The organism is Microbulbifer mixtoriginis (SeqCode), assembly GCF_052466695.1.
This window is the reverse complement of record NZ_CP174285.1, coordinates 3726030-3751799: the sequence shown is the minus strand read 5'-3', so window position 1 is coordinate 3751799 and position 25770 is coordinate 3726030. Positions and strand designations below refer to the sequence as shown.

Annotated in this window: 26 protein-coding genes and 1 tRNA gene; 9 read left to right on the top strand and 18 right to left on the bottom strand. The window is 48.3% G+C overall.

Annotated elements, in window-relative coordinates:
* Positions 1-15: 15 nt before the first annotated feature.
* The gene (locus tag ACJJI0_RS16350) at positions 16-753 is read left to right on the top strand and encodes a DUF484 family protein (protein WP_444883414.1); all 738 of its coding nucleotides are present in this window, start codon (positions 16-18) and stop codon (positions 751-753) included.
* Positions 754-830: 77 nt separating this feature from the next.
* On the opposite strand, the gene ACJJI0_RS16345 is transcribed toward ACJJI0_RS16350, so the two are convergent.
* The 5 genes from ACJJI0_RS16345 to ACJJI0_RS16325 all read right to left on the bottom strand — a co-directional run bounded on the left by ACJJI0_RS16345 (position 831) and on the right by ACJJI0_RS16325 (position 4309).
* Entirely contained in the window at positions 831-1055 is a 225-nt protein-coding gene (locus tag ACJJI0_RS16345) for a hypothetical protein (protein ID WP_252084147.1), read from the bottom strand.
* A 371-nt stretch (positions 1056-1426) separates the two neighbouring features.
* Positions 1427-1765 carry a P-II family nitrogen regulator gene (locus tag ACJJI0_RS16340; protein ID WP_444883413.1) on the bottom strand — a complete coding sequence of 113 codons (339 nt, stop codon included), beginning with the start codon at positions 1763-1765 and terminating at the stop codon, positions 1427-1429.
* An 86-nt stretch (positions 1766-1851) separates the two neighbouring features.
* Positions 1852-3111 (bottom strand): ammonium transporter AmtB, encoded by a 1260-nt coding sequence (gene amtB / locus ACJJI0_RS16335; protein ID WP_444883412.1) that lies wholly within the window; start codon positions 3109-3111, stop codon positions 1852-1854.
* A gap of 54 nt (positions 3112-3165) precedes the next feature.
* On the bottom strand, positions 3166-3504 hold the full coding sequence (locus ACJJI0_RS16330; protein ID WP_252084145.1) for a P-II family nitrogen regulator: 339 nt from the start codon (positions 3502-3504) through the stop codon (positions 3166-3168).
* A 49-nt stretch (positions 3505-3553) separates the two neighbouring features.
* Complete coding sequence (locus ACJJI0_RS16325) at positions 3554-4309, bottom strand: TorF family putative porin (RefSeq protein ID WP_444883411.1); 756 nt, start codon at positions 4307-4309, stop codon at positions 3554-3556.
* Between the two features lie 422 nt (positions 4310-4731).
* Between ACJJI0_RS16325 and ACJJI0_RS16320 the strand changes: the two genes are divergently transcribed.
* The 5 genes from ACJJI0_RS16320 to ACJJI0_RS21950 all read left to right on the top strand — a co-directional run bounded on the left by ACJJI0_RS16320 (position 4732) and on the right by ACJJI0_RS21950 (position 7579).
* A complete protein-coding gene (locus tag ACJJI0_RS16320; RefSeq protein ID WP_252084143.1) occupies positions 4732-4974 on the top strand; it encodes an accessory factor UbiK family protein in 243 nt (80 codons plus the stop codon).
* Positions 4975-5008: 34 nt separating this feature from the next.
* Entirely contained in the window at positions 5009-6505 is a 1497-nt protein-coding gene (locus tag ACJJI0_RS16315) for a YifB family Mg chelatase-like AAA ATPase (RefSeq protein ID WP_444883410.1), read from the top strand.
* 149 nt (positions 6506-6654) lie between these two features.
* Positions 6655-6942 (top strand): putative quinol monooxygenase, encoded by a 288-nt coding sequence (locus ACJJI0_RS16310; RefSeq protein ID WP_444883409.1) that lies wholly within the window; start codon positions 6655-6657, stop codon positions 6940-6942.
* Entirely contained in the window at positions 6942-7385 is a 444-nt protein-coding gene (locus ACJJI0_RS16305) for a MarR family winged helix-turn-helix transcriptional regulator (RefSeq protein ID WP_444883408.1), read from the top strand. Before ACJJI0_RS16310 ends, ACJJI0_RS16305 begins: the two co-directional genes overlap by 1 nt.
* The gene (locus ACJJI0_RS21950; RefSeq protein WP_507021902.1) at positions 7382-7579 is read left to right on the top strand and encodes a putative antibiotic biosynthesis monooxygenase; all 198 of its coding nucleotides are present in this window, start codon (positions 7382-7384) and stop codon (positions 7577-7579) included. Before ACJJI0_RS16305 ends, ACJJI0_RS21950 begins: the two co-directional genes overlap by 4 nt.
* A 118-nt stretch (positions 7580-7697) precedes the next feature.
* Here the strand turns inward: ACJJI0_RS21950 and ACJJI0_RS16300 are convergent, their stop codons facing one another.
* From ACJJI0_RS16300 to ACJJI0_RS16260, 9 genes are all read right to left on the bottom strand, one after another.
* Complete coding sequence (locus ACJJI0_RS16300) at positions 7698-8981, bottom strand: amidohydrolase family protein (protein ID WP_444883407.1); 1284 nt, start codon at positions 8979-8981, stop codon at positions 7698-7700.
* 94 nt (positions 8982-9075) lie between these two features.
* Positions 9076-9924: a subclass B3 metallo-beta-lactamase gene (bla, locus tag ACJJI0_RS16295; protein WP_444885942.1), complete on the bottom strand. Its 849-nt coding sequence runs from the start codon at positions 9922-9924 to the stop codon at positions 9076-9078.
* A 5-nt stretch (positions 9925-9929) separates the two neighbouring features.
* The gene (locus ACJJI0_RS16290; RefSeq protein WP_444883406.1) at positions 9930-10898 is read right to left on the bottom strand and encodes an alpha/beta hydrolase family protein; all 969 of its coding nucleotides are present in this window, start codon (positions 10896-10898) and stop codon (positions 9930-9932) included.
* Positions 10899-10996: 98 nt separating this feature from the next.
* Positions 10997-11593 (bottom strand): GNAT family N-acetyltransferase, encoded by a 597-nt coding sequence (locus ACJJI0_RS16285; RefSeq protein ID WP_444883405.1) that lies wholly within the window; start codon positions 11591-11593, stop codon positions 10997-10999.
* Between the two features lie 449 nt (positions 11594-12042).
* Positions 12043-12612, bottom strand: a complete 570-nt coding sequence (locus ACJJI0_RS16280) for a GNAT family N-acetyltransferase (RefSeq protein ID WP_444883404.1) — start codon at positions 12610-12612, stop codon at positions 12043-12045.
* 30 nt (positions 12613-12642) lie between these two features.
* Positions 12643-13128, bottom strand: a complete 486-nt coding sequence (locus ACJJI0_RS16275; RefSeq protein WP_444883403.1) for a GNAT family N-acetyltransferase — start codon at positions 13126-13128, stop codon at positions 12643-12645.
* 17 nt (positions 13129-13145) lie between these two features.
* On the bottom strand, positions 13146-13598 hold the full coding sequence (locus ACJJI0_RS16270) for a YaiI/YqxD family protein (protein ID WP_152450565.1): 453 nt from the start codon (positions 13596-13598) through the stop codon (positions 13146-13148).
* Positions 13595-13864, bottom strand: a complete 270-nt coding sequence (locus tag ACJJI0_RS16265; protein WP_444883402.1) for a DUF3565 domain-containing protein — start codon at positions 13862-13864, stop codon at positions 13595-13597. Before ACJJI0_RS16265 ends, ACJJI0_RS16270 begins: the two co-directional genes overlap by 4 nt.
* A gap of 270 nt (positions 13865-14134) precedes the next feature.
* The gene (locus tag ACJJI0_RS16260; RefSeq protein ID WP_444883401.1) at positions 14135-14833 is read right to left on the bottom strand and encodes a hypothetical protein; all 699 of its coding nucleotides are present in this window, start codon (positions 14831-14833) and stop codon (positions 14135-14137) included.
* 790 nt (positions 14834-15623) lie between these two features.
* Between ACJJI0_RS16260 and rep the strand changes: the two genes are divergently transcribed.
* On the top strand, positions 15624-17657 hold the full coding sequence (rep, locus tag ACJJI0_RS16255) for a DNA helicase Rep (RefSeq protein WP_444883400.1): 2034 nt from the start codon (positions 15624-15626) through the stop codon (positions 17655-17657).
* A 30-nt stretch (positions 17658-17687) separates the two neighbouring features.
* On the opposite strand, the gene ACJJI0_RS16250 is transcribed toward rep, so the two are convergent.
* A complete protein-coding gene (locus tag ACJJI0_RS16250) occupies positions 17688-20450 on the bottom strand; it encodes a PKD domain-containing protein (RefSeq protein ID WP_444883399.1) in 2763 nt (920 codons plus the stop codon).
* Positions 20451-20776: 326 nt separating this feature from the next.
* Positions 20777-21193 carry a c-type cytochrome gene (locus tag ACJJI0_RS16245; RefSeq protein WP_252084131.1) on the bottom strand — a complete coding sequence of 139 codons (417 nt, stop codon included), beginning with the start codon at positions 21191-21193 and terminating at the stop codon, positions 20777-20779.
* Between the two features lie 187 nt (positions 21194-21380).
* On the opposite strand from ACJJI0_RS16245, the gene ACJJI0_RS16240 reads away from it, so the two are divergent.
* Positions 21381-21457 (top strand) — tRNA-Arg (locus ACJJI0_RS16240).
* Positions 21458-21930: 473 nt separating this feature from the next.
* Here ACJJI0_RS16240 and moeA read toward each other — a convergent pair.
* Both moeA and narL read right to left on the bottom strand, forming a co-directional pair.
* A complete protein-coding gene (gene moeA, locus ACJJI0_RS16235) occupies positions 21931-23172 on the bottom strand; it encodes a molybdopterin molybdotransferase MoeA (RefSeq protein ID WP_444883398.1) in 1242 nt (413 codons plus the stop codon).
* Between the two features lie 45 nt (positions 23173-23217).
* On the bottom strand, positions 23218-23883 hold the full coding sequence (narL, locus tag ACJJI0_RS16230; RefSeq protein WP_252084129.1) for a two-component system response regulator NarL: 666 nt from the start codon (positions 23881-23883) through the stop codon (positions 23218-23220).
* Positions 23884-24078: 195 nt separating this feature from the next.
* On the opposite strand from narL, the gene ACJJI0_RS16225 reads away from it, so the two are divergent.
* Positions 24079-25692, top strand: coding sequence for an MFS transporter (locus ACJJI0_RS16225; protein WP_444883397.1), 1614 nt, complete (start codon positions 24079-24081; stop codon positions 25690-25692).
* The last annotated feature ends 78 nt before the right edge of the window (positions 25693-25770 follow it).

Here is a 25770-nt window from a genome sequence, read left to right as displayed (position 1 = left end):
TGTGAACAGAACACGATGGAACACACAGACGCCAATCAAACTTCTGATGAGATTGTCGCCGGCAACCAAAGGGAAACCCAGCGCGATGACAAGTTGCTCGCGCGCCAGGTAGCTCGCTACCTAATGCAAAACCCTGAGTTTTTTGTCGAGCGCATGGACCTGCTCGAAACCATCAAACTGCCGCGGGAAAATGGCAAGACCGTGTCGCTGATGACACATCAGACCAATCTGCTACGCGAGCGCAATATTGAGATGCGGCAACGCCTCGACCAGTTACTGCACAATGCACGCGATAACGATCAGTTGTTTTTTAATAGCCGCCGTCTGATCCTCGCCCTACTGGAAGCACAGACCATTGGTGAGGCCACCACGGCTCTGTACAACAGCTTTTCCCATGACTTCAATGTGGAATTTACCAGCCTAACCCTATTTGGGCCGCTAGGCGTGTCAGCCGACAAGCTCGGTGAAGTGCGCACCAGCACACTCTCCAGCGCAGAGACGGCCATTGGCGCCATATTGCGGAATGGCCGCCCAATATGTGGAATTTTGCGTCCTGGGGAAAGAGAGTATTTATTCGGAGACCAATGGCAGGAAATTGCCTCCGCCGCAGTGGTCCCGCTCGGCAATCAGCTCGGCATGCTGGCAGTTGGATCATCCGATCCCCAATACTACCGTTCCAGCCTAGGCACTCTGTTTCTCTCTTACATTGGCGAAGTTTTGGAGCGCCTGCTGCCCAGGCTACTGAATCCCTGAGGCCAACAGGCTTCGGGGTTTCCTGCAAAAAAGATTTTGCCGCCGACCTGATCTCAGGGGCGGCAACGTTGAAAGCACTAAATAGGTCGACTACCGTATTTTGGCTGCGGTTTCCGTGGCGGGTCGGCGGTGACGTCTGGATCGACTTCATTAATCGCCCCGCCACCGGCTAGAAATTCCTCAACATCAGAACTCAGCTGGCTTCTGGCGCGTTCACGGGAGGTAATGGAGCGCTCTTCGGCAAATTCCTCTGTATCCTTGCTGCGAGCGTTCTTACCCTGATCTTCATAACTATCTTTCATAGCAAAACCCTGTAACCCTTACTCCTGTTACAGAGGGAGTACCTCTGTGCCGCCCCTTCCCGCGGCGCCAATGAAATTGAAAGCCACCGGAGTAGCAATCGCCCACCGCATCAAAAGCGGCGATTAATATATAGGCACTTACAATCTACGCTGCCAGCTGCAGGCACCGGAGCCCGTAGAGTTTTTTGTTGGGAAAAAATCGAGGAGATATTGCAGTTTGTTATGGAGATTTAAGTGACCGGTAGGGAGAAACCTTCTAGTAGTGGACGACAGGGATCATTTTTAGGGGATAAAGAAAAGCAAAAGCCCCTTACGGGGCCTTAAACATACTGGGCATTATTAATAGAAGTACCCTGATTAATCGGCAAACATTACACCGCTTCGCTACCGGTTTCCCCAGTACGGATTCGGATCACTTCCTCCAGCGCGGTGATAAAGATTTTTCCATCACCGATTTTTCCGGTTTGCGCCGCTTTGGTGATAGCTTCTACCGCCGCTTCCACCATGCTGTCATCGACAGCCAGCTCCAGTTTAACCTTGGGCAGAAAGTCCACCACATACTCCGCACCACGGTAGAGTTCGGTGTGGCCCTTCTGGCGGCCAAAGCCTTTCACCTCTGTTACCGTCATTCCCTGGACACCGACCTCAGAAAGGGCAGTGCGCACATCGTCCAGCTTGAAGGGCTTCACTACGGCCGTTATTAATTTCATCTTGTGTTTTCCCCTGGTTTATCTTCTTTGCGGGAACCTCAATGCGACGGTCACCCCAATATTAAGGCGACGCCACTACCGAGCGACTATTTGCTCATAAATTCTGGGTAAGCTTCCATTCCACACTCGGCCAAGTCAACACCCTCCATCTCTTCATCCTCACTGACACGGATACCGGTTGCCAGCTTGAGCAGGTACCAAACCGCCAGGGAGCTTACGAAGACCCACAGGAAGATCGTCAAGGCGCCAACCAACTGACCCACAAAGGTGGATTCCTCGTTGGTTATGGGGACCAGCAACAGGCCGAGCAGACCAACTACACCGTGCACGGAAATAGCACCTACCGGATCATCAATTTTGAGTTTATCCAGAGTAATGATGGAGAAGACCACCAGAACACCGGCAAACATACCGAACACAGTGGCCTGCAGAGCAGTAGGAGTAGAGGGCTCGGCAGTAATTGCCACCAAGCCCGCCAGCGCGCCATTGAGCAGCATCGTGAGATCGGCCTTGCCGAACAGCAAACGGGCGGTAATCAGTGCGGCGATAGCACCACCGGCTGCAGCGGCATTGGTATTAACAAATACCATGGCTACAGAATGCGCACTAGCGGCATCGCCCAGTTTTAATACGGAACCACCATTGAAGCCGAACCAGCCCATCCAAAGGATAAAGGTACCGAGTGTGGCCAGCGGCAAGTTGGCACCGGGAATCGCATAAACCTGGCCATTGGGTCCGTATTTACCTTTACGTGCGCCCAGCAACAGCACGCCAGCCAAAGCGGCGGCGGCGCCGGCCATATGTACGATACCGGAACCGGCAAAATCGGAGAAACCGAGGTCACCCAGGCTAAATAGACCAAAGACATCCTGGCTACCCCAGGTCCAGGAACCTTCCAGTGGGTAAATAAAGCCAGTCAATACCACCGCGAAAGCAAGGAAGCTCCACAGCTTCATACGCTCAGCCACGGCACCGGAAACGATGGACATAGCGGTGGCGACAAATACGACCTGGAAGAAAAAGTCAGAAGCACTCGAATAAACGGAATCGCCTTCAAATCCATTACTGGAAGAATCGGCCAGTACAGTGTCGAGGCTAAATGCCTCAATGCCAGATAGCATCCAGTTGCCATCATACATAATGGCGTATCCAGTGAGCAGATACATAATGCAGGCTATTGCAAACAGCGCAACATTTTTGGTGAGGATTTCTGTAGTGTTCTTTGAGCGCACCAGGCCGGCTTCCAGCATGGCAAAACCCGCAGCCATCCACATCACCAGGGCACCGCACATTAGGAAATAAAAAGTATCAATTGCATACTGCAACTGAAATATCTGGTTTTCCATGTTTCTCTCCGTTCAAGTCTGTATATTTTTAAAATTATGTTTGTTGCTATCGAGTTAGATCGCGTCTCTGCCGGTTTCGCCGGTGCGTATGCGCACTACCTGCTCCAGGTTGGCAACAAATATTTTTCCATCACCGATTTTTCCGCTGTGAGCACTGGAGCCCAGTGCCTCCAAAACTTTGTCTAACTCAGAATCCTCTACGGCAATCTGCAGCATGGTTTTCGGCAAAAAGTCCACGACATACTCAGCGCCCCGATACAATTCGGTATGGCCCTTTTGCCGACCAAAACCTTTCACCTCAGTTACAGTCACACCATTAACACCCACTTCTCTGAGGGCATCGCGCACGGCATCCAACTTAAAAGGCTTGATAATTGCGGTGATTAATTTCATGGATTCCCCCCCCCAAAAAAATGCCCGCGAAATATCGCGGGCGAATTGATTACCAAGTATAAGTAGCACCAACTACCAGGGTTGGCTCACACCAATCGGTATCCCAACATTCCTCTTTACTGACATCGGTACCTACGTAAGCCGCACTCAGGTTCAAACCACCGAAGTCTCTGCTGAGCGTTACGGAATAATCGATATAATCATCGTCCTCATAAAGGAACTCACTACGCTCCATAAAAATGTTGTAACCAACATGCAAATCCAGGCTCAGATCTGCTGGCAGTGAGAAACTGTACTCCGCAAAGGTGTAATAAAATTCGTCGCTCTGCGCCCAATAGTCGGGAGAGTAAGCAACTCCGAGGGTCAGATCTGAAATACTGAGGTTGCCGTAAATTTCCCAGTAATCTTCATCCTGGTCACTACCGTGATAGGCGTAATAGATATAGCCGACGTCGTAACTAATGAAGTCATTGATATCCGAGGAGAAACCACCGTAAAAATCCTGCTCGTAATCGGTTTCATCAAACCCATAAGCAAAATCCACCTGCGAAGCCCAGGTACCCACGTAAAAGCCATTGCCAAAATCCAGATCCAGACCACCCTGAATTGCGGGATTTCTATCCTTTTGGGAAATGCCTCGGAAGCGATAATCTGAAACCATACCCAGGTTGGCGCTGAAACTGATGCCCTCTTCCTGAGAGCTGCTGGAAGAGGTATTTTCTTCAGCATTTGTTAGATTGGCAGTGCCCAACGCCAGTAAAGCGCCAGCGAAAATAGTGGCAATTTTATGCTTTTTAACTTCCACTTTATTTCTCCTAAATTTCTATAGGCTGTATTTCAAGAGCTGTAATGGCGCCGCCTGCAATCGGTCCTGCACTGTCGGGTATGACAGAGGGTCTCTTGCGTCTTGTGAACCGCTACTTTCCCAGACTCCCAGTGATCGTAAATGGCACACCTGCCTTTTCATTGCAGACTTGATGCCAGGACAGCAATATTCAATAAAATCAATAAGTTAACGGGAAAGCAGACAACCGGAATAAATACGAACAATGAGCCCGCAAAGTCTCACGCACCAAGATGGAACTGTTTGTCATCGCGTGCACAGAAGTGGGGAATCTTGCAGAGGCAGTGATCAGAATAGTGCACAAAGAGTCAGCTTTTGTGGCTATAGGGTGTGGGTTACAATCTGGTGCCATTAAATAAGATTTTGACAGCAAGGAGTTGCCCGTGGCTGCGGACAAACTGCAACAACTCTTAAAAGAACTGCAACAGCAGGGCACAGTAGTTACCAATGACCTGCGCAGTGCGCTGGAGGTTTCACTGGATAAATTGCCGCTGGTCTCCCAGCGCGAGTTCGATACTCAAGTGGAGATACTGAGGCGCACCAGAGAAAAATTGGCTCGCCTGGAAGACAAGGTGGAAATACTGGAGCAGGCTCTCGCACAGAGAGAACACAAACCCGAGGATTAGTTCTTCCACAAGCCGCCGCATCAAGGATGAAAATGTGAGCCTGTCAGTTAGCTACACCCGTGCCCAGCTGGGTGTTAACGCCCCATTGGTCACCGTTGAGACCCACCTGGCCAACGGGCTCCCCGCCTTTCATATCGTCGGCCTGCCCGAAGCTGCTGTGCGCGAGAGCCGCGACCGGGTACGCAGTGCCCTAATTAACAGCCACTTTGAATTCCCCCAGCGGCGTATCACCGTTAATTTGGCCCCCGCGGACCTACCCAAAGACGGCGGGCGATACGATCTCGCCATCGCTATAGGCATACTCGCCGCCTCCGGCCAAGTGCCTAGTGAGCCCTTGGAAAGCTATGAATTTATCGGAGAGCTCGCCCTTACCGGCGGAATACGCCAGGTCAGCGGCGCACTTCCTGCAGCCATCGCCAGTGCTGCAGCTCAACGCCTATTAATAGTACCGAAAGAAAACGGCAGCGAAGCCGCCCTGGCTGGCAGCGAAATCGCTAACGCCAACTCGCTTCTTGAAGTGTGTGCAGAACTGCATGGCCGGGAAAAATTACCCCGCGCCGAGCAGCAGTTAGAGCGAGTAATTACTCACACTGCAGACCTCGCTGATGTTCGCGGCCAGCTCAAGGCAAGACGGGCGCTGGAAGTCGCTGCAGCAGGAGGCCACAACCTTTTATTCTATGGCCCACCGGGTACAGGCAAGACCATGTTGGCCAGCCGTTTGCCCGGTATATTGCCGCCTTTAACCAGCCGTGAATCTATAGAAGTGGCGGCTGTGTACTCCAGCGCTGGATTACCCCACCAGAGTCACAGGCCCTTCCGCGCCCCCCACCACAGCGCCTCCCCAACCGCACTGGTGGGGGGCGGCAGCACACCACGCCCAGGGGAGATTTCCCTGGCCCACCGCGGGGTCTTATTTCTGGATGAAATGCCAGAGTTTCCCCGCCATGCCCTAGAGATATTGCGAGAACCGCTGGAGAATGGCGAGGTGCGTATTTCTCGCGCCAGAGCGCAAGTTACCTTCCCCGCCCACTTCCAATTGGTGGCCGCGATGAATCCCTGCCCCTGTGGTTATTTGGGGGAAACTCGTTGCCGCTGTACACCGGACCAGATAGACCGCTACCGCAACAAACTGTCCGGACCACTGTTGGACCGTATTGATATGCAGGTGGAAGTTGGCGCAATGAGTGCAATACAGTTACAGGATTCTCCTCCCGGAGAGTCATCTGAAAGCGTGCGTGAGCGAGTCTGTAACGCCCGTCAACAGCAGTTACAGCGGCAGGGGACAATCAATAGCTTATTAAAAGGGGCATCGCTGGAAAATCACTGCGCCCTAGGTGATACCGAAAAACTGCTATTGCGACAGTCAGTAGAAAAACTTGGGCTTTCTGCACGCAGCTATCATCGAGTGCTTAAAGTCGCCCGCACGCTGGCGGACCTAGCCAAACAGGAAAGAATTGGTACGGCACAAATTGCCGAAGCGTTGGCTTACCGGAATCTAGACAGACGCCAGGCAAGCGTTCATACACATTAAAAGCTCTTTACGCCCTCTAAATCTCGAATATACCGCCAGAGTGAATTCTCATTGCTACAGCGCCATCAGCTGTATATTGCACTGATATTTGACAGGCCAAAAACTATAGTTATCATGATAACTATATTGCACACTGCTGAGTTAACCTTATGAATAATCACCTATTCATTATTGCCAGAATTTTCCCCAAGACAGAATTCTTTGCGCAAGCCAAACAGGCCATCTTATCCATAGTGCCAAATACCCTCGAAGAGGAGGGCTGCCTGCAGTTCGCAGTGCACGAGGATGGGGAATGCCTGTTTTTATACGAGGAGTGGCGTAGCCAGGAAGACTTAGAAAAGCATTACACCATGCCCTATATCGCCCCGATATTCGAAGCCTATAAAGAGTGGTTAAAAGAGCCAGTGGAGATCAATAAGCTCAAGAGACTGGCCTAATGTTTTTCCTCAAAGATCTTCCCTCGCAACAAATGGTTGAAGGATATGCCAAACGTTTTTCAGTAAAAGATCCCACTGCCGTTCAGGGCGCACTTACCATGATGCGGGATGCAAGCCTGCTTTTACGAGAGCTGGAGAGCTATTTTACTGAGCACGGAACCTCCCAGCTGCGTTTCCTAGTAATGATTGTTATCGACCGGGAGCCACAAAGAGACAGTTTACTAGCTTCAGAAATTGCAGAACGAATTGATGTTTCTCGGCCGGTAATGACACGAACCTTGAAAAGCATGGTAGAAGATGAGCTTATCGCTATGGAAGCAGATTCCAGCGATGGTAGGGCAAAATGTGTAGCACTCACCAAGAGTGGAAAACAATTTTTACAGAAAATTTTGCCTGGGTACTTTAAGACAATTTCCAAATTTATGGAGGAACTGAACAAATGAAGGGACCGATAGTACACGCCCTGTGCATATGGGCATTGGTTTACCCCATTGTTACTCTATTACTTCCGGGGATACAGGCACTGGAATTGCAAATTGCAATTGGTTTAAAGGCTTTAATAATGACCGCCATTCTGGTCCCACTAATGTATTTCTATCTTGTACCAAAGGTACATCGCTTGTTAGAAGCAAATTAAAAAAAAGGGTATATTAAAATGGAGAAAACATACCCCAGCCTGGCAATCAAGCTGGGTATTTTTTAACAAATCTAGAACCCCAAAAATATTGTACCCGAATAAAATTTATTACCTATCATTAATTGGAATCATTGACTAACATTTTCCCCTGCTTCACGCCAATGTAAATCTTATCGAGAAAACCTAAATCCTCTAGAGGATTGCCCTCCAACACTAAGAAGCTACCCTCAGCACCTTCGGCAAAGGTGCCTAAATTTCGCTCCGGAAACATCCACTTCGGAGTATCCATGGTCAAGGATTTAAGTAATACTTCTCTCGGTGCAATATCTAGAGAGTCCAAGTAGCGCATTTCACGAAGTACCGTACCGGAAAAATTATCACTCCCCATTAATAAAGATACGCCAGCATTACGTAAACGGGTAAGATTATCTCTCTGAATCTTCTGTATCTCACTCAATTCACCTTCTGAGTATTTGTGTCCAGTGGGCACACTAGCTGTTGCAATCAACTTTGTACCCTGCTCAGCAGCTAAAGCTATAGCAGTATCGCTCAAAACATAGTCCTGAATATCGAAGCCTTCGTTTCTGGCAATTCTATATCCGGGCAAATGACCCAAGACATCGACACCGGCTTTTATCGCTACCATAGCATCGTGGGCTGTATCTACATGGGCTACCACTGGAATTCCAGATTGGTGAGCACGCTCGACAATAACCGGCACCAATTTCGGATTTAGGCCATTAACGCCAAGATACTTCTTATCTCCGTGGCGCTCTTCGAAATTCTCACTGCCAACGAGAACAATTTTGAGAAATCTTGGCGATTTCTTTATAATTCCAGGCCAAACTCGGTCAAGATCTGACAAACTGTCAACGATTAGCAAGCTACTTCTACCATCCTGAATCTCTTTCTCAGTGGGGTTTGATCGATCCTTAAAATAAAAAGCAATCGGGTGACCATCCGAAGCAGTCATGCAATCTGACGCATACAAAACATCCATGGTATCTAAACTACTGAACTGCGCCTTAATTTTCTCACCAAAGCTGCACATCTGCACGCTATAAAAAACTCCAGATTTGATCTGCAGAGGCCCAAAATTCTTGATACCCCAAGGGTTTTGTAGATTGTGATTATGTCCTTCAGCATAAGGCGGCACTACATACTTTCCACTGGCATCAAAGGTATAATCAACTTTTTGTGGTTTGGTCTTAGTCAAAGAGCCATTCTCGTCAACAAACCAAGTAGCTTCCTTAAAATCCGTCCCATCAAACCACTTACCTCCCACCACGGCATATGTAGTTTCACAAAAAGCTTTCTGAGAAAAAATAATTAAAAACACCCCATATAAAAAACGACCAATAAAATTTACTGAAACACCTTCAAATGATTTTGCTTTAAACATTATTAACTGCTAACTCTATTCATATGAGAACAACTCGAATTAATTTATTTTAAATAACTCATATTATTTACAACAAAAAAATCATTACTTCTAACTATTTACGTAGTTGTTGTTCAAATTTTTCCGAAGCTGCATCGGAATATCCTTTACAGCCCACTCTTACTTTTCTGGTAATAGTATCCTGGAATACCCACCCACTTGCAGCCGGGTGAGGCGTAATGAGTAAATCACAAGGTAAATCGCGCACACGGGCGAAGCTTGTGCGGAAGTCCTCTACGATATTGGGGTAGCGGCTATTATCAATCAGTTGATAACCCGGCGCTGTAAGGCTATCCACATAAGCGATGTCTGTAGCTTTACCATCAACTGCATCTTCCCAGGTCCAGGCCATACTGCCTGGTGTGTGGCCTGGGATAAAATGTACACGTAAACGTAAATTTCCCAGAACCACTTGCTCACCATCATGCAGAATACGATCTGCTTTTATTGGCGGATATAAAAGTTCGTCGGCAAAGTGAATATCATTGGCACCACCGCGAGCCATCAGCACTGCCGACTCGGCATTGGTTACTACCTGTGCACCAGTCACGCGTTTTAACTCAGCTAAGGAACCTACGTGGTCTGCATGGGCCTGACTGTGCAAGATTAGCTTGAGATCCGAGGGGGCGACTCCCATCCTGCGCATATTCTCCAATAAATGCTCAGCCGTCTGCTCCATGCCACCGTCAATTAGAATCGACCCCTCTTTGCCTTTTAATAACAGTGAGGTAATTCCCTCTGTACCTATTTGCCACGTACTATCTGCTATTTTAAGAGGCGCTACTGGCTGGCGCCAGGATTCTGGCACTTTGTAGTTTTCCAGTTGCGGCAATACGGAGAAATTTTCAGCCATTGTAGTGCTGGAGTAAACTGTCATTACTATCGCGGCTAGCTTGGTTCTTATATTCATCAATTGCTCTCAATTTTCTTTACACCGGATATACATCTGGGTGCTCCATTAAGTAAGGTATTTTCTATCCATCCAGCAACTCGTTCAAAAACCTCTCTTCGGTGATTCACACCATCGGTATCTGTCATATAGTGATCGTAACCGGGATACTCCCAATAAGTTAATTCACATCGCCCCGCATTTGTATAAGCATCACGCGCTGCACGGCCGGAGCTGACGGGAGAGGACTTATCTTCTGTACCCTGAATCAATAAGACAGGGACATGACTATCTAATAAGTCATTGACTGGTACCCGATCTACAACATCGGCCCACCAGCGCATAGAATTCCCCCCCCAGACTTCTACACTTTCAGGGTTCGTCCGGGCGTAAGCGAGTTTGGCATCGACTTCTGTCGCTACATGAGGAGGAACCAAGGACTTAAGTACCTCTGCAAAAGATTGCCCGAGGCCACTAGAGAAAACTACAGCCGCATCTGGATTTAATTTGGGGGCCAAACGGGCAACAACATCACCGCCCTCTGAGCCACCAAAAAAAACCAGCTTGCCATTCCACCAGTCAGCTCCCTTTAACTCTTCGACTATTTGCACAACATCCCGGGTGCGCTGCTCAACGGTATGGTTTGTCACATAAGCCTGTGAGCAATCTTTAAATTGGTCATTGGGGCCATCCGCATGGGTAACCCCGTATTTCTCTACCAATAGCACGGCAAATTTTGGGGCAATCTTCTTAACTTGTTGTACTGTCTTATTCTTAATGGCAGGAAGACAACCTGAGCCCTGAGCGATCAGTAACAAGCCGTGAGACTCGCTGTGGGCAGGAAATTCTAGAGACCAGTAAAGAGTTGAGGTATCCGGACGTTTACTCGTATTTTTTATGAACTCCGCATGAGCCATTGGCAAACTGAATAACAGCAGAATATTTATAAGGACAGCTTTTATTGCCTTTAAACGAAACAGATTCATCATAAAACACCTCCATTTGCTTTTATTTCTTATGTTTATTGAGAGTGCTGTTTATGACGCAAGTCCATTAAATAGGTTCCACTGAATAGCTTAAAGACTATTTATAATTTTAATTTAAACCGCTTAATAGGATTTCCGCCTATCTGCTCCCACCAGGTATCAAACGAGAGCCGATACAAACAGTGAGGCCGCAGGGGGCTGTTTTCCGGTACCAGTGGATGATCAAAGATTGAGGCGTCACGACTCATACCCAGGCCATGCATCATTCTTTGTGAAGGAAGATTTTGTAATGCGGTACACCCCACTACCTCAGTAAGATTTAATTGTTCGAATGCTACTGCAAAGACAGCCTTGGCCGCTTCACTGGCATACCCCCGCCCCCAGAAATCCCTGATGAAGCGACAACCAAGTACCACACTTGGAGAGAAAGGCAACTCCGCCGAAGCATGTTTAATACCAGCGAAACCAATAAATTGTCCATTCTCTTTCAATTCCACCGCCCAGTACCCCCACCCGTATTCATCGATATGTTCCTTAAGGGTATTTAGTAGCTTATTACTTTTAGTTCTGTTCAGAGTGCTGGGAAAGAACCGCATAACCCGAGTATCTGCATTTAAATGAGCAAAATCACCACGATCCTCTTCTCGCCATTGGCGAAGGACTAATCGCTTTGAATCAGTCTGAATCAATCTGGCCATTGTCTGGGTAGCTACGCGCTGAGAAAATTCCTGGTAACACCTATACCCTTAGGACCATTTTGAAGTAATGAAAGTCCAGTCAACTAAAAAATGATTAACTTAAATTTGGCGAACTTTTTCTGCCTTCATACAGCATCAAATGGACTAAAAGAAATGCAAACCGTTCTATAGGTGTATGTATTTCTTTCCAGCAGAACATACACACCCTAAGAAACATCTGATTGTGGGAAAATTTACCAGGGAATCACTAAATATTCATGATACCCCTGGCTTTCAGAATAGTTCTCGATAAGGCGCGGCTTCGCAGGAATGTATAAGCCTTTCAAGATGTCGCAATACAGAGTGTGAGTCACATAGTAAGCTGCGCAGGGAGGATCTTGAGGCCGCAAATGAATACGAAACTAATCAGCGGCCTCTTTTTCAGCAAAAGAGCACCCAGAGTAGATAAATTATTTGATTGGATGCCCTCTAGACCATTCATCAGCATTGATACGATATAAACAATGTTTTAACAAAGGGCTTTCGGTTGGAACCTGCGGATGTTCAAAGACAAGAGAATCCCGCCGCATACCCAGCCGCTCCATCACCCGCTGGGAGCGAATGTTCTGTAACGGTGTAAAAGAAACGACCTCTCTGAGATTCAGGGTATTGAAAGCTACATCCAAAGAGGCTTGTGCGGCTTCACTGGCGTAGCCTTTTCCCCAATAAGGGAAGGCTAAACGCCAGCCAATCTCTACCGCCGGTGTGAAGGGCAAATCTTCAGTCACATTTTTCATACCAACGAATCCGAGAAACTCTTTGGTCTCTCTCAACTCCAAGGCCCAAAAGCCCCAGCCGTACTTCTCAATATGTGCAATACTGCGATCCACACCGGCATCACTCTGCTGTCGCGTCAGCAATGAGGGGAAAAACTCCATCACCCTTGGGTCGGCATTCATTTCCGCGAATACAGGCTTATCTTCCGCTCGCCACTGGCGCAGCTGTAAGCGTTCGGTCGTGGGTTGTATTAATTCAGGCATGAAATATTCGCGCTATTCAATATTTTGTTTCTACTGAAAATCTACAGACGGTGCGACCATAAAATCGCACTGATCCAGCCATTTTTGCTGCCCTGGATAAGCCGCTTCCTCAAAACCCAATTTCTGGTAGAGAGTCCGTGCCGCTAGATTAGTACGCAGGACAAATAAAGAGCACTCGATTGCATCCAGGGCTCTAGTTCCTGTTTGTGCAAGCTGTGTTACCAGAGCACACCCTAATCCGGCTCCGCGATGATTAGGAGAGACAATTAAGCGGCTCAGATGGCAGCGGCCCAGGTGTTGGTAATACTGCCCAAAAGCCAGCACATCACCGCTGCTGTCCTGAAGTGCGTAGCTGGGTAACTCCGGCCAACGGCAATCCTCCAAGAAGGACCTCCGCTCGAACGGAAACCTGAAATCAGGACCACCCCACTGTTGGCACTGCTCCCTATCAGGTAGCCAAGACATCAATGTTGGGAATTGCCACTCTTCCATTGGCTTCAGCCTCAAATTCTCCACGGCAATTCTCCTTAAAGTTACTTGCGACTCTTTGCCAGCCATCGATCTAACTGATCGGCAAAAGCTTTGCGGTCCGCCTGGCTAAGGGCCGGTGGTCCGCCGGTATGCACGCCGCTGGAGCGCAGGGTATCCATAAAGTCCCGCATATTTAGACGCGCGCGGATATTGGCTTTGGTATAGCGCTCCCCACGGGGATTAAGGGCTTCAGCACCCTTGTCGATCACCTCTGCGGCCAGTGGGATATCGCTAGTAATAATCAGGTCCCCTGCCTCGCAGCGCTGCACTATCTCGTTATCCGCCACATCAAAACCGGCTGTCACTTGCACGGAGCGGATATAGCGTGACGGCGGCACCCGTACCGCTTGGTTGGCCACCAACGTCAGTTCTGTGGCTGTGCGCTCAGCGGCGCGAAACAGGATTTCCTTGATAGCGACCGGACAAGCGTCGGCATCAACCCAGAGTTTTGTCATGGCTCTACAACCTCTTCGAGCGTATCGGGCGGTGCGCCCTCATCGCATTTCTTGCAATTGAGCTGGAATCCCAGCATGGACTCGCGCCCTTGTTCAGTAATCACCCAGGGTCGGTTGGTCCAAGGGGGATTGTGGCGTACATGTTGAAAGTGGCCACAGGCGAGCTCCGCCACCCAGTGATCCTCTTCATCCAGATGGTAGCCGGCGATGGGTTGTTGCATGGGGTTACACAGGCAGGGAAAAGGTGCAGTTATAGCTAATCCCATTGGCAAAGTACACTGTAGCTAAAGGTTTTTGCTATCAAAGGGGATTATAAGCCAAACTAGTGGAGCCCCCTGTTAGTACAAACTGAAAAGGTCGACACCCATATTGCTTAAAAATAGCTTGGAAGAAAAATATACTACTTAGTAGCCTGAATTTCCTTTACCCATTGAGTCTGAATTTTAAAGTATTTCCAAGCCTAAATGTTTAAGGCAACGAACTTCTTATATTTCAAATAAAAAATTATCAATTTCTTATCTGTAAAGCCGAAAGACCTATTCTTGTTTAACTTCACAAACAGAAGCCACCTTTTCATATTTATATTCATATTCATACATGAAGTAATTTCCAGAATCACTATATGTACGCTCGATTAAATACACACTGCCAAAATCATCGTAATACTCTTTAAAAACCCTATCACCACATCCCGAAAAACCTGAATAGTCACTATAGATTATCGTATCCTCCACAACCTTATAGATCTCTTCAAAAGCTCTATCATCTTCCTTGTAGACAAATTCAATTGATAGTTTTTCACATAAAACATGGCCATCATCAATATAAGAATAAACCCCCTTTATAGGTCTACCCTGCTCATCATGTTCTTCCCAATGATACACATGTTCCGCAGAATAATGATCAATTACATAAATATTTGTTAAGCTTATAACTTCATCATCAAATGTATTAACAACATCTGCCCCGACGCCACCAATCAAGTCAAGATGGTGTGACTTTAAGTAATTAACAGGGAAGAAATCTTTATGATTCAATATAAAACTTCTGGGGGAATCATATGTATCAACATAAATAAAGCTATCATCTATTGCTTCGACGGTATGAGTATTTAGACTGGAATTCCAGCTAGCGCTAAACTGCTCTACAATAGGATTTTCAACCTCACCATTATGATTTGAAATTAATTTTTTATATATTCTTTTTGGATATTTCCTACACAACAATTCAGGCAAGGGCGAAGGCCTATATCCGCTCGAAAAATCCGAATCCGAGCAAGAGTTAAACCCAAACAATGCAGACGAGGCAATAAATACCAATCCAATTCCATGGAGATTTTTCATGAGGCACCAGAATATAAAACAAAAATAGTTAGCCGATATAACAACATAGCACTACAAGCCCCTCAACTCGGGGTAGCAAAGCCCTCTCCTTATGGAGTGATTAGGGCTGCTAAAACTCAGTAAAAATCAAAAAGATACCGTAGCTGTATTGCGAAATACCTATACAACAAATAAAGTGGCCTCGAGTCCGCTCAGTCATTTAAATAAATTATTAATTTAATCACATAGTGCTGACCAAGGAAGTATAAAAGACCTAACTTTATATCGTTCAAATAATCAAATAGGCGAATCCGAACCAAACTTTTAAGTTGGTATTCGAAGTAGAATAGACTCTGCGTCTCAAAGCTACAAAGAGTAAGATAGATCAATAATATTCAATAATTAGTTTTTTATAGGGCACTCTAAACAGAATAAAATCGATTTACCTCAATCCTGCCACTTACTGAAAGATATCTGTATTTTCTCTATTAAAGCATACCCATTAGTTAACTTAGTCTTCTTAATAAAAGGCTGTGATGAATTATTCTATTGAGCAATAGATTTAGTGCGCAGGACCCTGCTATAGCCAACTCCTAGGGCAAAGGAGAAACCTGTCCAGGCATTCGCACTCATGCCGGGTGGATCCGGGCTAAGGCTGTTAGAATCCACCATTTTCTCGTCACGCGAAGATACAACTCTATCTATGACCCAGCTCAACCCCCGCCAATCCGAAGCCGTGAAGTATGTCGATGGCCCCTGCCTGGTACTGGCCGGTGCCGGCTCCGGCAAGACCAGCGTAATCACCCGCAAGATCGCCTACCTGATCGAGCAGTGTGGCTACGCCGCGCGCAATATCGCCGCTCTCACCTTCACCAACAAGGCGGCACGGGAGATGAAAGAGCGGGTCAGCAAACTGCTGGCGGGCCCGGATGGCAAGCGCTCAAAAGCGAGTCACGGTCTCACCGTATCCACCTTTCACAACCTTGGGCTGAATATCCTGCGTAAGGAATACCGCGCCGCCGGCTTTAAGCCCGGTTTCTCCATCTTCGATGCGGAAGACGCCCGCGCCCTGATCAAGGAGCTGATGCTCAGGGATGGCGACCTGGATACAGACCTGTTGGATCGGGTACAAAACCAGATCTCCAACTGGAAGAACGATATGCTCACCCCGCGCCGTGCCCTGGAGCAAGCACAGAGCCCCGGTGAGCAGGCCATCGCTATCGCCTACGATCGCTACTGTGAAGCCCTCAAGGCCTACAATGCCGTCGACTTCGACGACCTGATCCTGCTGCCGGTACAGTTGTTCGACAAAGATCCAGAGTTGCTGCAACGCTGGCGCAAAAAGATTCGCTACCTGCTGGTGGACGAATATCAGGACACCAACAACTCCCAGTACCTGCTGGTGAAGCTGCTGGTGGGCGGGCGCGGCGGCCTCACAGTGGTGGGAGACGATGATCAGTCTATCTACGCCTGGCGCGGCGCGCGCCCGGAGAATATGAGTGCGCTGAAGACCGACTTCCCCAACCTTCGCCTAATCAAACTGGAGCAGAACTATCGCTCCACCAGCCGCATCCTCAAAGTGGCCAACCACCTGATCGCCCACAACCCCCACGAGTTCGACAAAGCATTGTGGTCCGATCGCGGTCTGGGTGAGGAGATCCGCGTGCTCAAGGTGGCCAATGAAAACGAGGAAGCGGAGCGGGTCGCCAACGAGATCTTCCTGCAAAAGAGCCGTCGCGGCTGCAAGTTTATGGATTTTGCCGTGCTCTATCGCGGCAACCACCAGGCGCGCCTGATCGAAATGAAATTGCAGGAACACCAGGTTCCCTACCAGATGTCCGGCGGTACTTCCTTCTTCGCCCGCGCCGAAATCAAGGACGTGATGGCCTACCTGCGCCTGTTGGTAAATCCGGATGATGACAACGCATTCCTGCGCATTATCAATACCCCGCGCCGCCAAATAGGTACCAGCAGCCTGGAGGCCCTGGGCAACTACGCCAAGGGCCGCGAGATCTCTATGTTCAAAGCCTGCTCGGAATTCGGCTTTAAGGAGCATATCAACGAGCAGGGCTACGAGCGCCTGAATCGCTTCGCCCTATGGCTCGAAGGGGTACAGCGCAACTGTCGCGATACCACCGCCAATGGCGCCTTGCGTGAAATGCTGGAAGATATCGACTACGCCGGCTGGCTCTCGCAAAACGCCAGCAGCGAGAAGGTGGCCGAGAAGCGCATGGAAAATGTGTTCTGGCTTCTGGAGAGCCTCAACAAGATTATGGAGGGTACCGACGATGAGCTGGAGCAGGATATTCGCCTGGAACAGGCCATCTCCAAACTGATCCTGCGGGATATGCTGGAGCGCCAGGAAGAAGAGGAAGCTACCGACAAGGTCAGCCTGATGACCCTACACGCCGCCAAGGGCCTTGAATTCCCCCACGTATTTATGATCGGTATGGAAGAGAACTTACTTCCCCACCGCAACAGTATTGAAGACGACAACATCGAAGAGGAGCGCCGCCTCACTTACGTAGGCATTACCCGCGCCCAGCGCACCCTCACCATGACTTTGGCGGGCAAGCGCAAACAGTTTGGCGAAACTCAGGACACCACACCCAGCCGTTTTATTGACGAGCTGCCGGAAGAGGATGTGTTGCTAGAGGGATTTGGCAAGGCGACACCGGAGCAGAATCAGGCGAAGGGGGAGGAAACTCTGGGGTCTTTGTTGAGTATGTTTGATTGAGGTGCCTCTTTAAGGCACCTCTACCTTAAATTATCTAGATATTGCTACTCGATCACCACTATCGGGATCTACTGCCATCAATGTTTTATTACGCCCATTAACCAAATAGAGAATATCCTTCTTTTCATCTAATTCAATTCCATCAATAGAAAAATAACCTGATCCATCACCCATTGAGTTACTTGAGACCATCTTCCAGTCCCTTTCTTTTATATTTAGACGGTAAACCCCACTATTGTTCGCAGCGAAAATTATTCCATTTTCAGAAACCTTAGAGAGATATTTAAACCAGCCTCTGTACGATGTATATATATCTTCTTCATCAAAAATAACAGACCTATCACCAGACTCAATATCAACTTCAAGCAACGCTGCTTCAATACCCAAGGGATCATCAGAAACAATTATTTTATTTCTAATCGAATCAAATGAGATCGCAACAATAGTGCTCATCGCAATACCTTGCCCTACACCCTGCCCAGACACCACTGAAGCTTCTTTTGACTCAAGATCAATTTTGTAAATATTACCATCATTATACCGTGAGAAATATAGAGTCCTATTAGCACTATCAACCTGCATAGAGGATATATCAGATATAACTGACGCGTTTTCGCTGGTCAGAAAATCCTCTATGGATAAGCTGCTTATATCTAATTTTTTGATTTTTTCATCACTAAAAGACCATATTAATAATTGATCTTCAACTTCATCATAAGCTAATTTAGTTAAACTATTTGAATGTGACTCACTCGAAGGCTCATTATCAAAAATAGTATATCGATCACCACTCTCTAAGTCTGCAACATAAATCTTACCAAGAACAGAATCGGCCATATATGCTACATTACTTCCCTGATCAAGAGTTACTCCCGTTAAACCTCTTGGTATTTCACCGAGTCCAAGTTCATCTCGAAATAGCTGGTTGCGTTCGCCGGTTATAGAATCCACAGAGAATATTGCATCCAAAGAATCGTATCCACTACTATCAGAAACAATATAATTACGGCCACCGCCTATCTTAAAAAGATCAACAGGATTAACAAGCTCTTGGTCATTCGACGACATTGAAAGAGCAGTTCTATTTCCTGTTTCTACATCCACCTCGACAATGAAATCCCCTTCCTCTCCTAAAATCTTACCAGCAATTACTAATTTTCCATTGGTACCATCCAGCCAAATTGAGCTAGCCAAATCAACCAAAGGGCCAGAACCAACCATATTGCTAGAAATTACTGACCTATTGCCAGTCTCCAACTCAACTTGTAGTATTTTATCTGGCCCACGATCATCATAAATATAAGCAAAACCAGATTCAAAATCTGTAACTGACAATCTAGAATTCTCGAAATCAACACCACCACCAACAGATCCTGATTGGGAGATCACTCTTCTAAAGCCAGATAGCACATCAACTTCTATTAACGCCTGCAATGAATAATCAAATACATGAATAAACTCAGAAGTGGGGGAAACTTGGATGCTTGATCTATATAAACCCTCAAAAGAAATTCCTTCACCAACAGCCCCACCACTAATAACACTAATCTTTTTTGAAGAAAGGTCTATTCTCTTTATAGAATTTTCAGAAACATCTATAAATAACAAACCATTTGTTTTTTTATCGTATGAGATTGTATCAACTTGGCCCACAAAATCTTCATCATTTAAAACCACTACGATTTCTTTCGAGAAAAGATCTACCTCAAATAAGCTTATCCCCTTGTTAACACTATTGGAAAGTGCAAAAACTTTATCCCCATAGTAGTGTGCCAACCTAAAATCATGCAATATTGGCCGATGATCAATGCGCTTCTCTATCACAAATGATTCTGCTGTATCATTTGTAGTTGTGGACAACTCAAATCTCAATAGTTGATTCCCATATTCACGCCACAAGAATGGAACAGTTGCTTTCCAAGAATCCAAACCTGCTCTGAAAGCTAATACTTCATCATCACCAATAGCTACCCTTAATGTAGAGTTATCAATTAAAGCTGGGTGAATTCTGCCTTTTAAACTAAGATTATCGCCACTAAAAATAGACCTCTCTACAGGAGGAAAATCTAAATGAAATGGGTTCTCAACACTATAACTAACTGAATCTATAGATTTATTTCCATTAGCATCTGTTATACTCAGCTCTAATTTAATTTCAGATTCATAATCCGGGGCGATAAAGTAAGCGACTTCTTGATCTTGATCTTCAATACTTACTTCAGGACCATCTAGTTGACTCCAAGAATAGGATACAATATCCTCATTTAAGTCTTTTGAGGCACTTGCAGTTAAATAAATTTTTCTATCGAAAAAAACAACGCTGTCTTCTCCCGCATTTGCCTCGGGTGCAACTTCAACAGCTAAAAAATTAACTGTAACAGAATCAATATCAGTTCCATTTTTATCATCTACCACTTTAAGTTGAAATACATACTCCTCTTCACCGATATAAAATTTGTCTACAATAAATTCAGCTTTTCCATCGCCTCTACTAACGACATCTATATTTTTTGCCCCAGAAATCTGCTCCCAAGTATAAGAGACAATTTCACCATCACTATCTGAAGAATCGGTACCATCCAATAGGATAGTTTCACCAGCGATTGCAGTTATATCCTTACCTGCATTCGCAACCGGTTTTACATTGGTACTAGTCTCTTTAGGAGTATTTTGTTTGGCTTCCTCGCCATCACTACCCCCACCGGCATCACCGCTACCACTGCCGCCGCCTCCCCCACAAGCAGCCAAAAAAGATGAAATAATGATAAATGAAAGAAGCTTCCCCAACTTCATGCTCAATTTCCTTGAGTTGTTGTATACATCTAACTTACAGGCAGGCGCGGATAATACAGAGTTATTACGTTAGTAGGGATTAAATGCCTAATTACGGTTTATTACAGTTACTGTTGCAGCTTATCTAACACTGAATTCTCTTATAGTCATTTAAGACAAGTTATGTCATTTGGCTTTATACGACATTCGATAAGCTTATTTGACGATCCAGGTATTAGCTGGAAATGACCGAAAGAAAAAGCCGATTAGAGGAAGGTGAGTTTTGCTTAGGAGAGAAACAAAAAAGGCCGCTTAATATGCGGCCTTATCTATAGCGAGTACACAGCTTACTTACTGTTATCCACCATATAATCAACCGCAGCCTTCACTTCGTCATCGCTACAATCCATACACAGGCCCTTGGGCGGCATGGCATTGATGCCATTGATGGCATTGGTGTAAAGAGTGTCCATGCCCTTGGCAATACGCGGTGCCCAGGCAGCGGCATCACCAAACTTAGGCGCGCCCGCTATACCCGCCGCGTGACAGGTAGTACAGCTCTTGTTGTAGATATCTTCGCCACTACGGGCGCCGCCACTGGCAGCTTCCGGAGCAGCCGCTACTGCCGCCGCACACTCCTCGCCCTTCATACAGGTCTCACCCGCCGGAGCGATACGCTGTTCAATTTCCTGGTCAACAGACTGGGCTACTGCCGCAGCCGCACTGACGGCCAGTGCCGCCACAATACCCAAAATGCTCTTCATGCTATTCCCCCAAAGGGCCGAAGTGAGTTGGCCCGTAGACTATCGATTTACTGCCGCAAACTTCCACGCCGCGCATTATAAGCACTGTGCCGCCCCCTGCCAAAGCCTGCGTAGAAGCGCCATAAGTCCTTTCACCCGCCCCCACCCTTCTGTATAATCCGCCTCCCATTGGCGCAGATAGCCAAAACCGCCCGTAGCTCAGCTGGATAGAGCGTCGCCCTCCGGAGGCGAAGGTCAGAGGTTCGAATCCTCTCGGGCGGGCCATATACAAAGAAGCCCGCTTATGCGGGCTTCTTTGTATATGGCTCACTCCCAGGTTTTGTTCGAACTCAGGTTCGACTCGGAGGCAGCAAAGCTGCCGTAGAGCAGCGAGCCCAACGGGCGAAGCTAATCCTCCCGCACACCACCCGCATAAGCGGGCTTCCTTATATATGGCAAGCTCCCAGGCTTCGCTCGAACTCAGGTTCGACTCGGAGGCAGCATAGCTGCCGCAGAGCAGCGAGCCCAAAGGGCGAAGCTAATCCTCACGCACACCAGCCTCTTATGCGGGCTTCTTTGTATATGGCTAACTCCCAGGCTTCGTTCGAACTCAGATTCGACTCGGAGGCAGCAAAGCTGCCGTAGAGCAGCGAGCCCAAAGGGCGAAGCTAATCCTCTCTGATTACATCAGCTTCAGACAAATTTTCTTAGATAGACATATATCGGCTCAGGCCAGCCACAAAAGTCTATTAGCAGCCCTACCCCAACGGCACCCCCAATGGCTCAATCACCACCTGTTCCCCAGCCTCTACGCTGCCGCTATCTCGCGCTAAAACGATAAAGCAGTTAGCAACAGCCAGGCCGGAAAGAATATGGCTCCCTTGGGTGCCAACCGGCTCCACCACCAAAGTCCCATTCTCATCAGTGCCATAAACACCACGTTGGAAATCGGTACGGCCAGGCTTTTTCTTTAGGGGTTTTAACAGTTTTGCCTGTAAGGCCTGCGGGCCAGTCCACTGATCGCCTTTCATCACACTCAGGGCCGGCACGGCCAGCTGGTAGAAAGTAACCAAAGCGGAAACCGGATTGCCGGGTAGGCCGAAGAAAGGGGTTCCCTGTAGGAAACCAAAGGCAAAAGGTTTGCCTGGCTTCATCGCCACTTTCCAGAAGCCGATCTCTCCCAGTTCTTCCAACACTTCGCGGGTGTAATCCGCTTCGCCAACGGAGACACCACCGGAAGTAATAATGGCATCGGCCTCTTGGGAAGCGCGTTGCAAGGCATTGGTAATGGCCTGTTTGTTATCTGGCAAAATACCCAAGTCCAAAATTTCCAGATCCAACTGATCGAGAGCAGCCAATAGAGCGATGCGGTTGCTATCGTAGATATCGCCTTTACCCAGGGCTTCGCCGGGCTGACGCAGTTCATCGCCAGTAGAGAAAAGGGCAATGACTGGTTTGCGCACTACTGCCACTGTGCCAACACCGGCAGCGGCGAGTAGGGCGATATGGGGAACGCTGATACACTCTCCGGCCTTAAGCAGGCCAGCTCCTTCGGCCACATCTTCACCGCAGCGGCGAATATGATCTCCAGGGCGAACTTCACCGTTTATACGTATCGACTCTTCCTGGGCATCGACATTTTCCTGCATCACCACCGTATCCGCACCGGCGGGTACTGCGGCTCCCGTCATAATGCGCACGCAAGTGCCCGGGTTCACCACACCGTCAAAAGGTGCACCGGCAAAAGATTTGCCGATCAGCTCTAACGGTAAGCCACTGGCCAAGTCTTCAAAGCGCAGGGCGTAACCGTCCATCGCAGAGTTGTCGCAGGGGGGCAGGTTTACTGTGGAGATAACATCCTCAACCAATACTCGACCGGCGGCTTGTGCCAGAGGCAAAGTCTCAGTGCCACTGATTGGACTCAGTGCTTCGAGAAGTTTTTCGCGGGCACTTTCTATGGGCATCAGACCCGGTTGGCTACAGCAGTCGATAGTGGGCATAGAGAAATTCTCTTACTTCAGTCCTTTGCGGTTGGGGCAGAGTGATTAGTGGTTTCGATCCTGGAAATCAGGGCGCCTTTGATTGACCATCCACACAGCGGCTTCCACACGGGAGCGCATCCCCAATTTCTTCAATAAGTGTTTAACGTGCACCTTCACTGTTGCATCACTAATATCTAATTCGCGAGCAATTAATTTGTTACTCAGGCCATCGGCGATTAACTGCAGTATTTGGTATTCACGACTTGTGAGAGAGGAGAGAATATCCGCTCCGGAGTTATCCGGTTTGCGCAGTGCCGAGGCGAGAATTTCCGTGAGGCGCTGGCTGATTGCAAGTTTACCATGAGTAGCCAGAATGACTTGTTCAAGAATATCCTCGGGCTCCATATCCTTGAGCAGATAGCCATCGGCACCGGCGCGGATACAAGACACCACGTCGGCATTATTATCAGAAACGGTGAGTATCACGATACGCGAGGAAACATCTGCAGCACGCATTGCGCGCAGTGTATCCAGCCCATCCATACCGCGCATATTCAGGTCCAGCAGAATAAGGTCCGGCTCGTGTTGCTTGGCCAGCACCAGCGCTTCCTCTCCACTACTGGCCTCGGCCACCAGCTCCAGGCCGGGCTCCATTGCAAATAATTGTTTAAGGCCTTTGCGAAATAGCGGGTGGTCATCGACCATCATTACCGTAGCAGAAGAAATCATAGAGAGCCCCGCTTCAATTTGAAAATTGGTTTAAATCTGTACAGTGACTTTACCATAGCGTCCCACCTCGGCACTTACCCCCTAAGAGGTAGCTATTACTCCAGGGCAAAAGGGTTACTTCCTGTTGGTAATTGAGTAGGCTCAAACCCCGGCCCATAGTGGCTGTACGAATCATTTCGAGGAGGAGTGGCCGCCGTGTCTGACATCTACGAGTGGGCCCCGGAGGACAGCAAATTCTGGCAGTCCAAGGGCAAGAAAATCGCAAACCGGAATTTGTGGATATCCATTCCCAGTTTGCTGTGCGGCTTCGCCGTGTGGCTCTACTGGGGCATTATTACCGTTCAAATGCTCAACCTTGGCTTTCCCATTGCCAAAGCCGATCTGTTTACCCTAATGGCCATCGCCGGCCTCACCGGCGCTACCCTTCGAATACCCAGTAGTTTCTTTATTCGATTGTTCGGTGGGCGCAACACCATTGTATTTACCACAGCCCTGTTGATGATCCCCGCACTCGGCACCGGTATCGCCCTGCAGAGCAAGGAGACTCCACTGTGGGTATTCCAATTACTGGCGCTGCTGTCTGGTATCGGCGGTGGTAACTTCGCCTCTTCCATGTCCAATATCAGCTTCTTTTTCCCCAAGGAAAAACAAGGATTAGCGCTTGGCCTGAATGCAGGCCTGGGTAACTTCGGTGTTACCACTATGCAGATCCTGGTACCGCTATTTATGACCTTCGGTGCCTTCGGCGCTGCTGGCGGCGACCCCATGATTCTGGTGAGCAGCTCTGGCTCACTGATAGGCAAGATACCGGCCGGTTCTGAAGCGTGGATTCAAAATGCCGGTTTTGTATGGTTGCTGTTCCTGATTCCGCTGGCCTTTGTGGGCTGGTTCGGCATGAACAATCTGCGCACCGACGAAGTCACCCCGGATGTGGGCAGCTCGCTCGGTGCCATGATGAAGATGACCATGATGTTGGGAATCGGCCTCTTCACCGCAATCACAGGTCTGTGGCTGCTGCTTCCCGAAGCGGCCAACGGTTCTGGCTGGGGCGTGCCCAAGGAAATCGTGCTGGTGCTGGTAATCACTGCCACCGTGTTCGGTTTGAAACTGCTGCCCGGTGAGATCAGAACCAGCCTGCAACGCCAGTACCGCATCTTCAACAACAAGCACACTTGGGTAATGAGTGTGATTTACACCATGACCTTTGGCAGCTTTATCGGTTTCGCGGCGGCCTTCCCCCTGGCGATCAAAGTGATCTTCGGGTACAGCCATGTGATGGTGGACGGGGTTATGACTCACGATACCATCAACAACAACGGCCCCAGCGCCCTGATGTACGCCTGGATGGGGCCATTTATCGGCGCCCTGATTCGCCCGGTAGGTGGTTGGATCTCCGACCGTATCGGCGGAGCCCTGGTTACCCAAATCTGTGCCGCAATCATGGTGGCTAGTGCCCTGGGTGTGGCCTATTACATGAAGGCCGCCTACGGCTCAGCCACGCCGGAAGAGTTCTTCCTGCCCTTCTTCCTGCTGTTCCTGGTGCTGTTCGCCGCTACCGGTATCGGCAATGGTTCTACCTTCCGCACCATCGCCATGGTGTTCCCGAAAGAGCAGGCAGGTCCGGTATTGGGATGGACCTCAGCAGTTGCCGCCTACGGTGCCTTCTATATTCCCAAGGTCTTCGGCGAGCAGATCAAAGCCACTACCCCGGAATACGCCCTGGCAGGCATTGCCATCTTCTACGCGGTTTGCCTGGTGGTTAACTACTGGTTCTACCTGCGTAAAAACGGGGAGTTCTATAACCCTTAATTCAGTTTCACTCACGGGATACCGTTGCTTCGGGGAGGTTTTTACCTCCCCTTTTTTATGATGCACTGGTGGAGAAGC

Excerpts from the sequence above, each read along its gene's own strand:
- ACJJI0_RS16350 (WP_444883414.1), top strand. The coding sequence starts at position 16 with ATGGAACACACAGACGCCAATCAAACTTCTGATGAGATTGTCGCCGGC.
- ACJJI0_RS16345 (WP_252084147.1), bottom strand. The coding sequence starts at position 1,055 with ATGAAAGATAGTTATGAAGATCAGGGTAAGAACGCTCGCAGCAAGGAT.
- ACJJI0_RS16340 (WP_444883413.1), bottom strand. The coding sequence starts at position 1,765 with ATGAAATTAATAACGGCCGTAGTGAAGCCCTTCAAGCTGGACGATGTG.
- amtB (WP_444883412.1), bottom strand. The coding sequence starts at position 3,111 with ATGGAAAACCAGATATTTCAGTTGCAGTATGCAATTGATACTTTTTAT.
- ACJJI0_RS16330 (WP_252084145.1), bottom strand. The coding sequence starts at position 3,504 with ATGAAATTAATCACCGCAATTATCAAGCCTTTTAAGTTGGATGCCGTG.
- ACJJI0_RS16310 (WP_444883409.1), top strand. The coding sequence starts at position 6,655 with ATGAATAATCACCTATTCATTATTGCCAGAATTTTCCCCAAGACAGAA.
- ACJJI0_RS16305 (WP_444883408.1), top strand. The coding sequence starts at position 6,942 with ATGTTTTTCCTCAAAGATCTTCCCTCGCAACAAATGGTTGAAGGATAT.
- ACJJI0_RS21950 (WP_507021902.1), top strand. The coding sequence starts at position 7,382 with ATGAAGGGACCGATAGTACACGCCCTGTGCATATGGGCATTGGTTTAC.
- ACJJI0_RS16300 (WP_444883407.1), bottom strand. The coding sequence starts at position 8,981 with ATGTTTAAAGCAAAATCATTTGAAGGTGTTTCAGTAAATTTTATTGGT.
- ACJJI0_RS16290 (WP_444883406.1), bottom strand. The coding sequence starts at position 10,898 with ATGATGAATCTGTTTCGTTTAAAGGCAATAAAAGCTGTCCTTATAAAT.
- ACJJI0_RS16285 (WP_444883405.1), bottom strand. The coding sequence starts at position 11,593 with ATGGCCAGATTGATTCAGACTGATTCAAAGCGATTAGTCCTTCGCCAA.
- ACJJI0_RS16280 (WP_444883404.1), bottom strand. The coding sequence starts at position 12,612 with ATGCCTGAATTAATACAACCCACGACCGAACGCTTACAGCTGCGCCAG.
- ACJJI0_RS16270 (WP_152450565.1), bottom strand. The coding sequence starts at position 13,598 with ATGACAAAACTCTGGGTTGATGCCGACGCTTGTCCGGTCGCTATCAAG.
- ACJJI0_RS16265 (WP_444883402.1), bottom strand. The coding sequence starts at position 13,864 with ATGGGATTAGCTATAACTGCACCTTTTCCCTGCCTGTGTAACCCCATG.
- rep (WP_444883400.1), top strand. The coding sequence starts at position 15,624 with ATGACCCAGCTCAACCCCCGCCAATCCGAAGCCGTGAAGTATGTCGAT.
- ACJJI0_RS16250 (WP_444883399.1), bottom strand. The coding sequence starts at position 20,450 with ATGAAGTTGGGGAAGCTTCTTTCATTTATCATTATTTCATCTTTTTTG.
- ACJJI0_RS16245 (WP_252084131.1), bottom strand. The coding sequence starts at position 21,193 with ATGAAGAGCATTTTGGGTATTGTGGCGGCACTGGCCGTCAGTGCGGCT.
- moeA (WP_444883398.1), bottom strand. The coding sequence starts at position 23,172 with ATGCCCACTATCGACTGCTGTAGCCAACCGGGTCTGATGCCCATAGAA.
- narL (WP_252084129.1), bottom strand. The coding sequence starts at position 23,883 with ATGATTTCTTCTGCTACGGTAATGATGGTCGATGACCACCCGCTATTT.